We start from the raw sequence: 14,568 nt of genomic DNA, 5'->3' as shown, positions 1-14,568 counted from the left end.
TTAATTATCCTGACTTAATTAGTGTTCTGTGCGTGTATCTCCAGGTTCCTGACTTTGATATCCGGAGGCAGATTCATTTAATTCACTACCTGTTCTTCCCTCTTCATCAGTCATATTATCTGGTAAAGTCTCAATATCATCAGAAGAAACAAAAGTGCGGTCTGGATCCCCGTTTAATGCATGTTTAAGACTCATTACATAGTGGTTTATCTTCCAAAGTTCTTCTTCTGTAGTTTGTGAAGCATATGACCCCATGTTATTTCTACCATAATAAGTCACATGGTAAACGCTACCTTCTGTAATATCTCTTCCGGCATCATTATAAGCAGGCACACCAAGTATTTTTTCTCTTTCAGCTAAAGTCCCCTGGCCGTTACCTTTATCACCATGGCAAATAGCACAGTAAATAGTGTAAAGTGCCTTTCCTTCATTAAGATTGTCTTCAGTATAAGGCAAAGGATTCTTTAAATTAGCTTTAGCAGATTCATAACCCTCAGGAGTATTTTCATACTCATAAGGCATCCATCCTCTAGCCACTGACCCTTCAGCGGGAGACATCGCCTCCTGACCACCAGGAAACACCTCATAATTACCATATGTCTCGTAACTCACGGGAGCATACATGTTTGGCATATACTGGTAATTAGGCTTGTCTTTAGTTTGACAAGAAACTACTACAGCCAATACAGAAACAAATAATATAATTTGAACAATTTTCTTCATTACTTAAGCTTCTTCTGCGTTATGGATTAAATTGAGTTCTGCAGCTCCAGTATCATACAAGAACTTTGTTAGATCTTCTACATTATGATTAGCAACCTCTATCTCTACCAAAAAATGATCATCTGTAGTGCGAACATCTGGATTTTCAGCTTTCTTAAAAGGCCATATTTTACTTCTTAGGTAAAAGGTAATCACCATTAAGTGAGCTGCAAAAAACACCGTTAATTCAAACATAATCGGGATAAAAGCCGGCATATTTTGAATATAAGAGAAACTAGGTTTACCCCCAATGTTTCTTGGCCAATCCTCGATCATAATAAAGTTCATCATGAGCACAGCCACTGTCAATCCCGTTAAACCATATATAAAAGAGGTAATAGCGATACGAGTAGGAGCAAGACCCATTGCTTTATCAAGACCATGCACCGGAAACGGCGTATACACCTCATTTATACTATAATGTTTTGCGCGCACTTCTTTAACGGCATTTAATAAAATGTCGTCATCTGTATAAAGTGCATGTATTACTGTTGAAGATGCCATACTTCTTTATTATTGTTTTAGTTTTTGTGCCTGTCCTGCCCAGTCTTCACGTTCAGCTCTTCCAGGAAATGTGTCTATTATCTCATCAAGCAGATCGTACTCTTTTTTAGTCATGCGGCTCACCTGATCAAAAGTGTAAATACCTAACTGATGGAGTTTTTGCTCCATAACCGGTCCTACACCACTTAATTTCTTAAGATTATCAGCTTTTTGAGTCGCAGGGTCGTACACCCCAATAGCATGTAACATACCATCTATTTGATCCCTCTTTGCTTCTGTATCTACTAATGCATCAGCATTAACAGTATCTTCATGACCATCATTATCAACATCCTCTTCTTTATCTGAAGTAAAGTAAGTACCACGCATGTTTGCGGAAGGCTCCTCAGCTGTTGGGTCAAGATCCACATGTGTTATGTGGTGATCGTCACCATGTTCTGCACGTAACTTCTTATACATTTCTCCTGAAGATTTTAAAATAGTCTTCACTTCAGCCTGTGCTATAACAGGAAAGTTTCTAGCATAAAGAAGAAATAATACAAAGAAGAATCCTATTGTCCCAACGAATGTACCTATATCAACAAATGTAGGTGAGAACATAGTCCAGGAAGATGTCAATCTATCTTTACTAAGGTCAATAACAATAATATCAAATCGCTCAAACCACATACCTATGTTGATTATCAAAGCAACGATAAACGTCCACATGATATTTCTTCTTAGGCTCTTCACCCATAGAGTTAGGGGCACAATTAGGTTACATATGATCAATGCCCAGAATGCCCACCAATAAGGTCCTGTTGCAGCACCAAAAGATAAATAAGTATAATTCTCATAAGGAACACCAGAATACCAACCTATAAAATACTCAGTACCATAAGCTACTGTAACTATACCGCCCGTAAGCAGTATAACCTTATTCATATACTCAATATGCAGAATAGTAATATAGTTTTCAAGATTAGAAACCTTACGCATTACTATTAACAAAGTCTGCACCATCGCAAATCCTGAGAAAATCGCACCCGCTACAAAATATGGAGGGAATATAGTACTATGCCATCCGGGAACCACAGATGTAGCAAAGTCAAAAGATACAATTGTATGCACAGAAAGTACTAAAGGTGTTGCTAAACCAGCAAGTACCAAAGAGACTTCCTCAAAACGTTGCCAGTCTTTTACACGACCACTCCATCCAAAACTTAAGATACCGTAGATCTTCTGTTGAAAAGGGCTTTTTGTTCTGTCTCTAAGCATTGCAAAGTCAGGCAATAGACCTGTCCACCAGAAAACTAATGACACAGAAAGGTATGTCGATATCGCAAATACATCCCAAAGTAGAGGTGAGTTGAAGTTAACCCAAAGTGAACCAAATTGATTAGGAATAGGTAAAACCCAATATGCTAACCATGGTCTACCCATGTGTATAATAGGAAACAAACCAGCCTGAACAACAGCAAATATTGTCATCGCTTCTGCAGAACGGTTTACGGCCATTCTCCATTTTTGTCTAAACAAAAGTAAAACTGCAGAAATCAAAGTACCGGCGTGACCAATACCTACCCACCAAACAAAGTTTGTGATATCCCAAGCCCAACCAATGGTTTTGTTTAATCCCCAAACACCAATACCTGTTGAAACAGTATAAATTATACAGCCCAATCCCCATAAAAAGGCTACCAGCGCGATAGAAAAAACAATCCACCAAGATCTATTGGCTTTGCCTAAGACCGGGGCTCCTACATCAACACTAATGTCGTGGTAGGATTTCTCTCCAATAACCAAAGGCTCTCTTATGGGTGCTTCGTAATGTGACGACATACTTATTACTTAATAATGGTTTTTTTAAAACAAATTTTTATGCTTCCTGCGTATTCTTAACTTTTACCTGATACATAACATTAGGCTTAACCCCAATACTTTCAAGTAAATAGTATTTACGCTCATCGTTTTTCTTTTTAAGGATCTCAGACTTTTCATCATTCACATCACCAAAGACAATCGCTCCCTTATCACATGCATTAGAACATGCAGTATAAAATTCTCCATCCTCAATAGCTCTACCTTCACGCTTAGCGTCTAAGATAGTCTTTTGAGTTAACTGCATACACATTGTACATTTCTCCATAACCCCTCTCGACCTCACTGTAACATCAGGATTAAGAACCATACGGCCAAGATCATTGTTCATGTGATAATCAAATTCATCATTCTCACTATACAAGAACCAGTTAAAACGACGTACCTTATAAGGGCAGTTGTTTGCGCAGTAACGAGTACCAACACAACGGTTATAAACCATCTGATTTTGACCTTGACGACCGTGACCAATAGCAGCTACAGGACACACAGTTTCACAAGGAGCATGGTTACAGTGCTGACACATTACAGGCTGAAAAGCCACTTCAGGATTATCAAATGAAGCGTTCTCAACTTTTGAATATGAATCAAAAGCAGGTAAGTTCTCAAGATCTTCTATCTCCTGCTCAAAAGTATCTGCAGAAGAGTAGTATCTATCAATACGCAACCAGTGCATATCCCTAAATTTACGTACTTCAGTTTTACCTACTACAGGCACATTATTTTCAGAGTGACAAGCTATAACACAAGCACCACAACCTGTACATGCATTTAAATCTATAGAAAGATTAAAGTGTGGCCCTACTGAATCATCAAAAGATTCCCAGATATCAGCATTGCGATCACGCACCTCAATCTCAGAGTGGTTATAATCTACTTCAGGAACTCCGTTCCAATGCTCTTTATCTTTCGTATTAAAGATCTCAAGAGTAGTTTCTCTTATAATATCATCGCTACGACCTGCCATTGTATTCTGAAGCTGAACACAAGCAAATTCATGCCATCCGTTATCAGCTTTTTCTATACTTACAGATTGTACGTTTTTAAAATTCTTGTAAAGAGGATAAGCATTAACACCTACCTGCATCTCCTCCTGTATAGCCTCTTTTTTACCATAACCCAAAGCTAGACCAACTGTTCCTTTAGCTTGTCCCGGCTGTATAATTACAGGAACATTCTTAACAGTTACTCCATCAAGAGTAATATTTACATAATGCCCATTGAGAGCACCATTACTCACGTGTGTATTTTCTACCTCTAAAGCATCAGCATCAGCTTTAGACATGGTCAGGTAATTATCCCAAGAAGTTCTGGTAATAGGATCAGGCATTTCCTGCAACCACGGGTTATTAGCCTGTTGACCATCACCCATGCTTGTTTTAGAATACAAAACTAACTCATATCCACCAGAAGTATTTTCATCCTGAACCAATGCTGCCGCAGCACTAGCAGCAGTCATACCTTCAGAAGAAGTTATACTATTTTGAACAAAATTAGGCTCTTCGGTCAGGTTTCCTTTTGCAACACCATCATGTACTGCTTTATTCCAACTTGAACCTGTATTACTCCAATTAGATTTAAGATAATCGTAATAACTTAGATTATTACCGGTCCATTTTAGGAGTGTATCCTGAAATTGTCGTGTATTAAAAAGAGGACGAATAGTAGGCTGCATTAAACTTATGTGACCTCTTTTTATCTCAACATCTCCCCAAGATTCTAAGTAATGTGGAGTTGCTGCTATATAATCAGCAAGTTTAGCCGTCTCATCTTCCTTCATTGAGAAAGCAACAGTTAAATCAACTTTTTCAAGTCCTGCCTTAAATTCTTCAGCATTAGGCAAACTATAAGCAGGATTTACCCCCACAGTTAAAAGAGCGCCTACTCTTCCTGAATTCATATCACTAACCAACTGAGCAACATCATCTGCATTACCCTGACGAACAAGCTTAGGCGCAGCAACATCCATTGCAGAGCTACCTAAATGCTCATTGATTTCTAAAGCAAGTAATTGAGCATTTACATCTGGAACACCTGTAACAAAAACACCTTTGCTTCCAGCCTTTCTTAACTGAGCTACAGCCTGCTTTACTGCAAGATCTAATTCTTCAGAAAGATTTGTTGAACCGCCACTCATTAATATTGAATGAACTGCCGCAACAGCTTTCTTTTGATCACTAGGCTTCATAGGAACACGCTTATCAGCATTTGCCCCACTTAAAGTAAGGTTAGCCTCAAATTGTACGTGACGCGACATTACTCCATTTTCAGGAACGCGACTCTTAGCATAACTAGAATCATAACCACCACCTTGCCAATCGCCTAATATATCTGCACCAATTGAAACTATAACTTCAGAATCTGAAAAATCATAATCAGCTAAAGCTCTGGTTCCATATTTATTTTGAAAAGCATCAAGAGCCGCATTTTCACCTATAGCGTCATACACTACATGCTTCACTCCAGAATATCTCCCGGAAAAATCAGCAATTAATCGTGAAGTAGAAGGACTAGCCAAAGTTGAAGTAAGTATAGCAATTTGCTTCCCACCTAAACTATTAAGCTTAGAACCAACTTCCTCATCAAGCTGCGACCAGGAAATATCCTGACCTTTAGCTTTAGGACCCTGAAGTCTTTTTGTATCATACATTGACAGAACAGAAGCGTGAACCCTGGCATTGGGATTACCCACATGTCCTGCAAGTTTATTATTCTCTATTTTAATAGGTCTTCCCTCTCGTGTTTTAACCAAAACACTAGCAAAGTCATACCCATCTGCCATTGTAGTAGCATAGTATTCTGCTATACCAGGAGTTATACGTTCTGGCTGAATAACATAAGGTATAGATTTTACAACAGGACCTTCACACGCGGCTAAAGACGCTGCTGCCGTAGAAAAACCAACATATTTTAAGAAATCACGGCGAGTTGTAGATGAAGCCTCAAGAGAATCTTTATCTCCCAAAAACTCATCAGTAGGAATTTCTTCCACAAACTCATTCTGCCGAAGTGCCTCAACAATAGAGCTATCAGAATTTAGCTCCTCAACACTTTTCCAGTATTTCTTGTTTGATGACATAAAATTGATTGTTATTTATTTAGAAGCCCGATATGATCAAGACTTAATTTTCTATTTATTAATAATGACACTTACCACACTCAAGACCTCCCATTTGAGCAGCAGTTAACTGATCAACACCGTATTTCTTAGAAAGCTCTTCATGAATCTTATCATAGTAAGCATTACCTTCCATACGAACATTAGTCTCGCGGTGACAGTTAATACACCATCCCATAGTTAAAGGAGCATGTTGATAAACAACTTCCATCTCCTCAATAGGACCATGACATGTCTGGCATTGAACACCAGCAACTGTAACGTGCTGTGAGTGGTTAAAATAAGCAAAATCTGGCAGGTTATGAATACGCACCCATTCTACAGCTTCAGTTTTACCCGTATAAGATTGTGTAGATGGATCCCAGCCAACAGCTTTATAGAGCTTCTGAATTTCTTTATCATAGAATTCTTTAGAATACTCATCTGTAACAGAAGTGAATTCTGAAGAAGCATCAGCTACTTCAGATATACTCTTGTGACAGTTCATACAAACATTAAGAGAAGGTATACCAGAAGTTTTACTCGTACGTGCAGACGAGTGACAATACTTACATTCTATCTGGTTATCACCAGCATGAATCTTGTGCGAGTAATGTATTGGCTGAATAGGTTGATATCCTTGATCAACACCCACCTGCATTAACCAGCCGTAAGCAAAATATGCACCGCCCAACATTAATATGATTACCGTAACTAAAACTAAAAACTGATTCTGCACAAAAGCCTTCCAGATAGGAGTACGCTTTTCTTCAACCGGAAGTTCTACCCCCTGAGCCTCTGCAAATTTCCTCAGTGTATTATTTACAAGAAATAGGACAGCAACCAACATAAGGAAGATCACAGCAAGTACACCCAGAATAATATTATTAGAAACACCAGAACCACTTCCCGTTGATTGACCTTGAGGACCATCAATTGTAGCAGTAGGAGCTTCAGGTTTTGGAGTATCAGTATACGCCATGATATTGTCAATATCCGCAGTACTTAATTGCGGAAACGGATTCATAGGAGTCTGATTAAACTCATTAAAAATCGCTACAGCCTCAGGATCTCCCGAAGCAATCATTGCCTGACTGTTATGTATCCACTTGTACAACCACTCGCGATCATGACGCTCTGTAACCCCAAAGAGGGCAGGCCCAACAGCTCTGCTGTACAACTTATGACAAGCTGCACAGTTAGCCTTGAACAAAGCCTCACCCGCCGCAGGATCTGCGCCAGAAGTAACCGGTTGATCAGTTGCCTGGGCTGCATCGGCCGCGGCCTCTGCATCCTGAGCAAGTACTACAGTGGAAAAGGATAGCAATAATGCTAAACCAATAAAAACAATTCTTGAAGCTGAATTAAGGTTTTTCACCTGTTTCATAGTGTGATAGGATTGTCATCTTAAAACGTCGTCTTTTTTAGTTAATTCCTCTACTTATAGGCTAAAGAAGGGTCGACAAATTTGAAGGCAAAAGTAAGACTTAGAAGTGGATTTTTGAAGTGTTAGCATTCCGTTAAAACATAATTTATTCTGGTTCTAAATAATAAAAATACACCGATTTGAGTTATTACATTTACTTTTGTACAAAACATAACTTAGATGAAACTTAACTCTCATAGAATCATTATTATCGGTGCTTTTATCCTTGCCGGAACCTTTTCCGGATACAGTCAATCGGCACAGTCAAAAATCGTTCAGGATGACCGAATACCTGCTCTTTTAGACCTAAAAACAGAAATGAGCAAGGATAATGAACTTAAAGATCGTTATAAAATACAGCTGTATTATGGCGAAATAAATCAGGCTAATTCCATTTATAATAAATACAAAACAAAGTCTGGTCAATATGCCGCCTCTATCGTTTATGAGACTCCCAATTACAAAGTATGGGTGGGCAATTTTAGCGACAGACTGCAGGCAGATCGTGCGTTACTTCGAATACAAAAAATATTTCCAAACGCTTTTGTTCTTAAACCTGAGAGATAATTATCCTTACAGACTAAATACAAAAAAGCCCGTGAAAATATCACGGGCTTTTTACTATGTAATTATTAAAGTTCTACTTTAATTTCTTCTTAACTGCAACTTCCTGGTAAGATTCTATTATATCACCTTCTTTGATGTCATTATAGTTTTTCACCTGAATACCACAATCATACCCTTTACTTACTTCTTTTACATCATCTTTAAAGCGTTTTAAAGATGCTAACTCTCCGGTATAGATAACTACACCATCACGGATAAGACGAATACCAGAATTACGGAATATCTTACCAGATATAACCATACAACCTGCAATAGTACCAATCTTAGATATTTTAAAGGTTTCTCTAATTTCAGCGGTACCGGTAATCTCTTCCTTCATTTCTGGAGAAAGCATACCTTCCATCGCATCTTTAAGATCATTGATCGCATCGTATATGATAGAATAAGTACGAATGTCAATTTCTTCCTTATCTGCAACCATACGGGCATTACCTGCAGGCCGCACATTAAATCCTATAATAATGGCATCTGAAGCCGAAGCCAGAAGTACATCACTTTCTGTTATCGCACCTACACCTTTGTGCAGAATATTCACTGCGATTTCTTCTGTTGATAGTTTTTGGAAACTATCAGTTAAAGCTTCTACAGAACCATCAACATCACCTTTAAGGATAATGTTCAATTCTTTAAATTCGCCAAGAGCAATACGACGACCAATCTCATCAAGAGTAATATGTCGTTGTGTTCTTACAGATTGCTCGCGTTGTAATTGAGTACGTTTAGCCGCAATATCTTTAGCCTCACGCTCATCATTCATCACATGAAACTTATCACCAGCCTGAGGCGCACCATCAAGACCTAAAATAGACACAGGAGATGAAGGCCCGGCCTCTTTAACTTCTTTACCACGTTCATCCTGCATTGCTTTAACCTTACCACTATGTGTACCAGCTAAAACATAATCACCAATTTTCAAAGTACCACCTTCAACAAGGATTGTAGAAACATATCCTCGACCTTTATCTAGGAAAGCCTCAACAACGGTACCATTAGCATTTTTATCAGGATTTGCCTTAAGCTCTAACAACTCAGCTTCAAGAAGTACTTTCTCAAGCAATTCTTTAACACCTTGACCAGTTTTAGCAGAGATATCATGCGACTGTATTTTACCGCCCCAATCTTCAACAAGCAAATTCATTGTTGCCAATTGTTGCTTAATATTATCTGGATTAGCAGTGGGCTTATCAATTTTATTAATTGCAAATACAATAGGAACTCCCGCAGCCTGAGCATGCGAAATAGCTTCTTTTGTCTGCGGCATCACATCATCATCTGCTGCAACTACAATAATTGCAATATCTGTAACTTGAGCACCACGTGCTCGCATCGCAGTAAATGCTTCGTGACCCGGTGTATCTAAGAAAGCAATTTTTTGTCCTCCTTCAAGAGTAACACCATACGCACCAATATGCTGCGTAATACCACCACTTTCACCTGCAATAACATTCTCTTTACGTATATAATCCAGAAGTGACGTTTTACCGTGATCTACGTGACCCATTACAGTCACAATAGGAGCACGAGTTTGTAAATCTTCTGGTCTGTCTTCTGCAACTGTAACAGCCTCTTCTAGATCTGCAGTAACAAAATCTACTTCATAACCAAATTCATCAGCAACAATAGATAGCGTTTCAGCATCTAGTCTCTGATTCATTGTCACCATCATACCAAGAGACATACATGCAGAGATGATCTTGGTAACCGGCACATCCATCATAGTAGCAACCTCACTTGCAGTAACAAACTCTGTTACCTTAAGCACTTTGCTTTCCGCTTCCTGCTGAGCCTGTTCGTCTTCAGTTTTTTGACGGTGTTGATCTCTTTTATCACGACGATATTTCGCCCCTTTACCTTTACTGGATTTACCCTGAAGTTTCTCCAGAGTTTCTCTAATTTGCTTTTGTACGTCTTCTTCGCTTGGCTCTTCTTTTACAACAGGACCTTTACGTCTGTTATTTGAAGTATTGCCACCTCTACCGCCGGCTGTACCTTTTTTAGCTCCGCCAGGAGTAGCCGGCCCTTTGCTAATACGTCTTCTTCTGCGTTTTTTATTATCATCATCTGATGACGCAGCAGGTTTTTTCTTTTTCTCAGGTTTTTTGAACTGAGAAAGATCGATTTTTTGACCTGTAAAATTGGGGCCTTCTAATTTCTTATAATCAGTCTTTAAGACATCATCGCCTAATTTTGGTTCCTCTTTCTTAGGCTCTTCCTTTTTAGGCTCTTCTTTTTTAACCTCTGCCTTTTTAGGAACTTCTTTCTTAGCTTCTACAGATACAGGCTTGGGAGCTTCAACCTCAGGCTGCTCTACAACCTTTTCTTCCTGCTTAGGTTTTTCTTCCTCTTTTGGCTTCTCAACCTCAACCTCAGGCTCAGGCTTAACCTCTTCTTTTTCTTTAACTTCTGCCTTTTCTACTTTCTTAGCAGGATCTTTCTTATCAAGATCTATTTTACCTACAGTAACAGGACCTTCTAATTTAGCTCTCGCCTTGATCAAATTACTCTCAGGCTCTGGTTCAGGTGTTCTTTTTTGGCGTTTTTCTTCTAACTCCTCTTCTCTGGCCACCCTTAGCGCCTCTTTCTCTTTCTGCTTTTCTTCTGCGACCTCCTTAGAAGCTACTTTTTTATTGGCATCAGTCTGAAACTGATCAGACAACACCCCGTAGATTTCGGCAGAGATCTTTGTGGTAGGACGTGCCTCTATATCATGCCCCTTTTCCTTAAGAAAATCAACGGCACGATCTAGTGAAATATTAAGTTCACGTAATACCTTGTTCAACCTCATGTTTTTAACTTCTGCCATAAATTGCTTTAATTCGCTGTAAAATTAACCTAAAAAACCAGTACTATCCTAGTATTATTCAAACTCTTCCCGAAGAATACGCATAACATCCTGTATGGTTTCCTCTTCTAAGTCTGTTCTTCTAACCAGATCATCAACATCCTGCTCAAGAATACTCTTAGCAGTATCAAGACCTATTTTAGCAAACTCTGCGATGATCCAATCTTCAATCTCATCAGAGAATTCACTTAGTTCAACATCCTCTTCAACACCTTCTCTAAACACATCTATCTCATAACCCGTAAGCTGACCCGCAAGTCTAATGTTATGACCACCGCGCCCTATTGCTTTAGAAACCTCCTCAGGTTTAAGCATAACCTCTGCCGTTTTCTTCTCTTCATTCATTTTGATTGAAGTGATTTTAGCAGGACTAAGTGCGCGTGTAATAAATAACTGAAGATTATTTGTGTAATTGATAACATCAATATTCTCATTACCTAATTCACGAACTATGCCATGAATACGCGACCCCTTCATACCCACACAGGCACCTACAGGATCAATACGATCATCATAAGAATCTACAGCCACTTTAGCTTTTTCTCCTGGTATTCTCACAACTTTCTTAACCGTGATCAAACCATCAAAAACTTCAGGAATCTCAGATTCAAATAATTTTTCTAAGAAAAGTGGTGAAGTACGCGACATTATAATCGCCGGCTTATTGCCTTTTAGCTCAACACTTTCTATAATACCTCTTACATTTTCGCCTTTGCGAAAGAAATCTGAAGGTATTTGCTTCTCTTTAGGAAGAATAATTTCATTACCCTCATCATCAAGAAGGATGATAGCGCGATGACGTATATGGTGTACTTCTGCATTATACAACTCACCTTCCAGCTCTTTAAACTGCTTATAGATGTTTGTATTATCATGCTCATGAATTTTGCTAATCAAGTTTTGACGCAATGCCAAAATAGAACGACGTCCCAGATCAATAAGCTTAACCTCTTCAGAAACATCTTCACCTACTTCAAAATCAGGCTCTATTCTTCTTGCAGCAGCAAGACTAATTTCAGAATTCTCATCTTCCACTTCGCCATCTGCAACCACAACACGGTTACGCCATATCTCTAAATCTCCTTTATCAGGGTTAATAATGATATCAAAATTATCATCACTACCAAAACGTTTTTTCAGGGTGCTTCTAAATACTTCTTCAAGTATCGCCATAAGCGTCACTCTATCGATGAGTTTGTCATCTTTAAATTCAGAAAATGACTCGATTAACGCAATATTCTCCATATCGATAAGTCTTAAAATTTAATCTTAACTTTTGCCTGAGCGATATCTTCATAATTCAATATCGACTCTTTTATAACTGTTACTTTGCCTTTACCTACCGGTTTATCTTCTCTAGATTTCCAGGTAAGTTTTATGCTGTCATCGTAAACCTCCTCAAGAAGGCCTTCAATTTTTGATCCATCCTTTTGTTTAACCTCAAGATCTCGACCTATATTCTTTTTGTATTGCCTCTTGTTAATTAGAGGCTCTGTAGCTCCAGATGACATAACTTCTAGTGAGAAGTCTTCCTCATCACGATCTAAATTGTGCTCAACCTTGCGACTTACATCTATACAATCTGAAACAGTAACACCATTATCACCATCTATAATAACAGTAATTGCGTTATTATCCTGTATTGTAAGATCTATCAAAAACAAGGATTTATTCTCTTCTAATGCCTCATTTACCAAGGCTTGTACTTTTTCCCTAAACATTTTTCCTATAAAAAGAGGGGACTTTATGTGTCCCCTCAATTATTTTTTCTGATTTCAACGGTGCAAATATAACAATAATTATCAAGATATAAAATAGACAGGGACACCTAATAAAATTGTAAATTTAGATAACTGCCTCAAAGTTAATCATAACCTGTTAATTCGCTCAATTATGATACAAAAATTACTGGTCCCCACAGATTTTTCACCTCAGGCGCTAAATGCTCTTAAGGCAGCTGCTCAATTGGCTCGTCGCTACAAGGCAGATATTTATCTACTTCACCTTCTCGAGATGCCAGAAGTGCTCATAGACGGTCCTGCCACTCAGCACCAGAGCCAGTTACCAGAAGCTTTATACTACATGAAACTGGCTCATAAAAAATTTAGCAACATCTTAAAAGCGCCCTTCCTTGAAGGCATTAAAATATACGAGACAGCCGAGTTTGACGGTGCTTTTGAAGGCATTATGACTTATGTGAAAAAATATAACATAGATGCTATAGTTATGGGCTCACATGGCATGAGCGGTATACAGGAATTTTTCATAGGATCTAACACCGAAAAAGTAGTGAGACATTCAGAAATCCCCGTTTTTGTTATAAAAAACGAGCTAAATATATTCAATATCAGGAATTTTGTTTTCGCTACAGATCTTCAGGAAGAAAGTCTCGAGGCTATACAGGAAGCAATTAAATTTGCCCAATCTGAAGAAGCCAGCCTTCACATGCTCTACGTTAATACGCCTAACCGTTTTAAAACAACACAGGAAATCACCTCTATTTGCAAAGGCTTTTTAAAGAAAATAGGACAAAAAAGTCAGAAATTAACTATCTACAACGATGTAAGCGTAGAAAGAGGGATTCTTAACTTTGCAGAATCTATAAAAGCAGACCTCATAGGAATAGGCACTCACGGGCGCAAAGGTTTAGCCCATTTTTTAAATGGCTCTATTAGTGAAGACCTTGTTAATCACGCTCAAAGACCGGTTGTAACGTTTAAAATCTAATTTGAAATAAAAAGTCGTTAAATAATATTTAAATAAATCACAGTTAGTACTTTGTTAACACCATAGCATGTATTTTCAAACAAAAATTTACAACCTATCGCTATGGAAACTAACAAAACAGAAAATATCGTAGAAGAGATTCATAAACTCATTGATCATAGTTGCTCTCATACACACTACGATCATACAATCAAGTTTGAGCGATTTCACAGAGCAATTTTAAAAAAGTTCTTTAAATCTGAAGATGTACAATTAAAACATCTGTCAGATTCAATACAGATAAATATAAAACTCTGCACAAGCGCCATAAAAGAGCAATACATAACCATGGAAGTTGGCGTAGAAAAATTAGAGAAATTCCTTAAAGCCTGTGTAGCGCAGGACACTGCTAACAGAAACTTCTATTTAAACATGCTCAACTATTACGCAACAGTAGAAGGTAATATGTTTAGCCTTTAAGAAAAATCGGTCTTTTTATATCAAAAATCCGGCAAAAATAGCCGGATTTCGTATTTATAACCTTGCCTTTTCACTGAGCAAGTCTCAATTACTTAAGACTTTTTAGCTAATCAGAATATTACAAATAAAAAAAATCCCGACTTCTACATGAAATCGGGATTAAATTCTTGTTGGCCTACTAGGGCTCGAACCTAGACTCTTCTGGACCAAAACCAGACGTGTTGCCAGTTACACCATAGGCCATTACCTTGTGATAAATCACAA

11 protein-coding genes and 1 tRNA gene are annotated in these 14,568 nt (G+C 38.2%); 3 read left to right on the top strand and 9 right to left on the bottom strand.

All coding sequences use genetic code 11. From position 1 onward, the window contains the following. Positions 1-18: 18 nt before the first annotated feature. The 5 genes from ACH3O9_RS09510 to ACH3O9_RS09490 are packed head-to-tail and all read right to left on the bottom strand — an operon-like array spanning position 19 to position 7,610. The gene (locus ACH3O9_RS09510) at positions 19-723 is read right to left on the bottom strand and encodes a c-type cytochrome (RefSeq protein ID WP_416439775.1); all 705 of its coding nucleotides are present in this window, start codon (positions 721-723) and stop codon (positions 19-21) included. A gap of 3 nt (positions 724-726) precedes the next feature. Then, positions 727-1,266, bottom strand: coding sequence for a DUF3341 domain-containing protein (locus tag ACH3O9_RS09505; RefSeq protein ID WP_416439773.1), 540 nt, complete (start codon positions 1,264-1,266; stop codon positions 727-729). Between the two features lie 9 nt (positions 1,267-1,275). Then, positions 1,276-3,087, bottom strand: a complete 1,812-nt coding sequence (nrfD, locus tag ACH3O9_RS09500) for an NrfD/PsrC family molybdoenzyme membrane anchor subunit (protein WP_416439771.1) — start codon at positions 3,085-3,087, stop codon at positions 1,276-1,278. Between the two features lie 37 nt (positions 3,088-3,124). Then, complete coding sequence (locus tag ACH3O9_RS09495) at positions 3,125-6,205, bottom strand: TAT-variant-translocated molybdopterin oxidoreductase (protein WP_416439769.1); 3,081 nt, start codon at positions 6,203-6,205, stop codon at positions 3,125-3,127. A 58-nt stretch (positions 6,206-6,263) separates the two neighbouring features. After that, positions 6,264-7,610 (bottom strand): c-type cytochrome, encoded by a 1,347-nt coding sequence (locus tag ACH3O9_RS09490; protein WP_416439767.1) that lies wholly within the window; start codon positions 7,608-7,610, stop codon positions 6,264-6,266. 219 nt (positions 7,611-7,829) lie between these two features. On the opposite strand from ACH3O9_RS09490, the gene ACH3O9_RS09485 reads away from it, so the two are divergent. Further along, positions 7,830-8,216, top strand: coding sequence for an SPOR domain-containing protein (locus ACH3O9_RS09485; RefSeq protein ID WP_416439765.1), 387 nt, complete (start codon positions 7,830-7,832; stop codon positions 8,214-8,216). A gap of 73 nt (positions 8,217-8,289) precedes the next feature. Here ACH3O9_RS09485 and infB read toward each other — a convergent pair whose 3' ends face one another. Genes infB through rimP form a run of 3 tightly spaced genes read right to left on the bottom strand, consistent with a single transcriptional unit; the run spans position 8,290 to position 12,839 of the window. Next, complete coding sequence (gene infB, locus ACH3O9_RS09480; protein ID WP_416439763.1) at positions 8,290-11,079, bottom strand: translation initiation factor IF-2; 2,790 nt, start codon at positions 11,077-11,079, stop codon at positions 8,290-8,292. 54 nt (positions 11,080-11,133) lie between these two features. Beyond that, positions 11,134-12,363, bottom strand: a complete 1,230-nt coding sequence (nusA, locus tag ACH3O9_RS09475; protein WP_416439761.1) for a transcription termination factor NusA — start codon at positions 12,361-12,363, stop codon at positions 11,134-11,136. A gap of 11 nt (positions 12,364-12,374) precedes the next feature. Continuing rightward, a complete protein-coding gene (rimP, locus tag ACH3O9_RS09470; protein WP_416439759.1) occupies positions 12,375-12,839 on the bottom strand; it encodes a ribosome assembly cofactor RimP in 465 nt (154 codons plus the stop codon). A 172-nt stretch (positions 12,840-13,011) separates the two neighbouring features. On the opposite strand from rimP, the gene ACH3O9_RS09465 reads away from it, so the two are divergent. Both ACH3O9_RS09465 and ACH3O9_RS09460 read left to right on the top strand, forming a co-directional pair. Then, positions 13,012-13,845 (top strand): universal stress protein, encoded by an 834-nt coding sequence (locus tag ACH3O9_RS09465; protein ID WP_416439757.1) that lies wholly within the window; start codon positions 13,012-13,014, stop codon positions 13,843-13,845. A gap of 102 nt (positions 13,846-13,947) precedes the next feature. Continuing rightward, a complete protein-coding gene (locus ACH3O9_RS09460) occupies positions 13,948-14,304 on the top strand; it encodes a hypothetical protein (RefSeq protein ID WP_416439755.1) in 357 nt (118 codons plus the stop codon). 170 nt (positions 14,305-14,474) lie between these two features. On the opposite strand, the gene ACH3O9_RS09455 is transcribed toward ACH3O9_RS09460, so the two are convergent. Further along, a tRNA-Gln gene (locus ACH3O9_RS09455) sits at positions 14,475-14,547 on the bottom strand. Positions 14,548-14,568 lie beyond the last annotated feature (21 nt).

Origin of the sequence: Leeuwenhoekiella sp. A16, assembly GCF_047946675.1 — a bacterium.
Lineage (GTDB): Bacteria > Bacteroidota > Bacteroidia > Flavobacteriales > Flavobacteriaceae > Leeuwenhoekiella.
This window is presented reverse-complemented; position numbering and strand designations above follow the sequence as displayed.

Excerpts from the sequence above, each read along its gene's own strand:
- ACH3O9_RS09510 (WP_416439775.1), bottom strand. The coding sequence starts at position 723 with ATGAAGAAAATTGTTCAAATTATATTATTTGTTTCTGTATTGGCTGTA.
- ACH3O9_RS09505 (WP_416439773.1), bottom strand. The coding sequence starts at position 1,266 with ATGGCATCTTCAACAGTAATACATGCACTTTATACAGATGACGACATT.
- nrfD (WP_416439771.1), bottom strand. The coding sequence starts at position 3,087 with ATGTCGTCACATTACGAAGCACCCATAAGAGAGCCTTTGGTTATTGGA.
- ACH3O9_RS09495 (WP_416439769.1), bottom strand. The coding sequence starts at position 6,205 with ATGTCATCAAACAAGAAATACTGGAAAAGTGTTGAGGAGCTAAATTCT.
- ACH3O9_RS09490 (WP_416439767.1), bottom strand. The coding sequence starts at position 7,610 with ATGAAACAGGTGAAAAACCTTAATTCAGCTTCAAGAATTGTTTTTATT.
- ACH3O9_RS09485 (WP_416439765.1), top strand. The coding sequence starts at position 7,830 with ATGAAACTTAACTCTCATAGAATCATTATTATCGGTGCTTTTATCCTT.
- infB (WP_416439763.1), bottom strand. The coding sequence starts at position 11,079 with ATGGCAGAAGTTAAAAACATGAGGTTGAACAAGGTATTACGTGAACTT.
- nusA (WP_416439761.1), bottom strand. The coding sequence starts at position 12,363 with ATGGAGAATATTGCGTTAATCGAGTCATTTTCTGAATTTAAAGATGAC.
- rimP (WP_416439759.1), bottom strand. The coding sequence starts at position 12,839 with ATGTTTAGGGAAAAAGTACAAGCCTTGGTAAATGAGGCATTAGAAGAG.
- ACH3O9_RS09465 (WP_416439757.1), top strand. The coding sequence starts at position 13,012 with ATGATACAAAAATTACTGGTCCCCACAGATTTTTCACCTCAGGCGCTA.
- ACH3O9_RS09460 (WP_416439755.1), top strand. The coding sequence starts at position 13,948 with ATGGAAACTAACAAAACAGAAAATATCGTAGAAGAGATTCATAAACTC.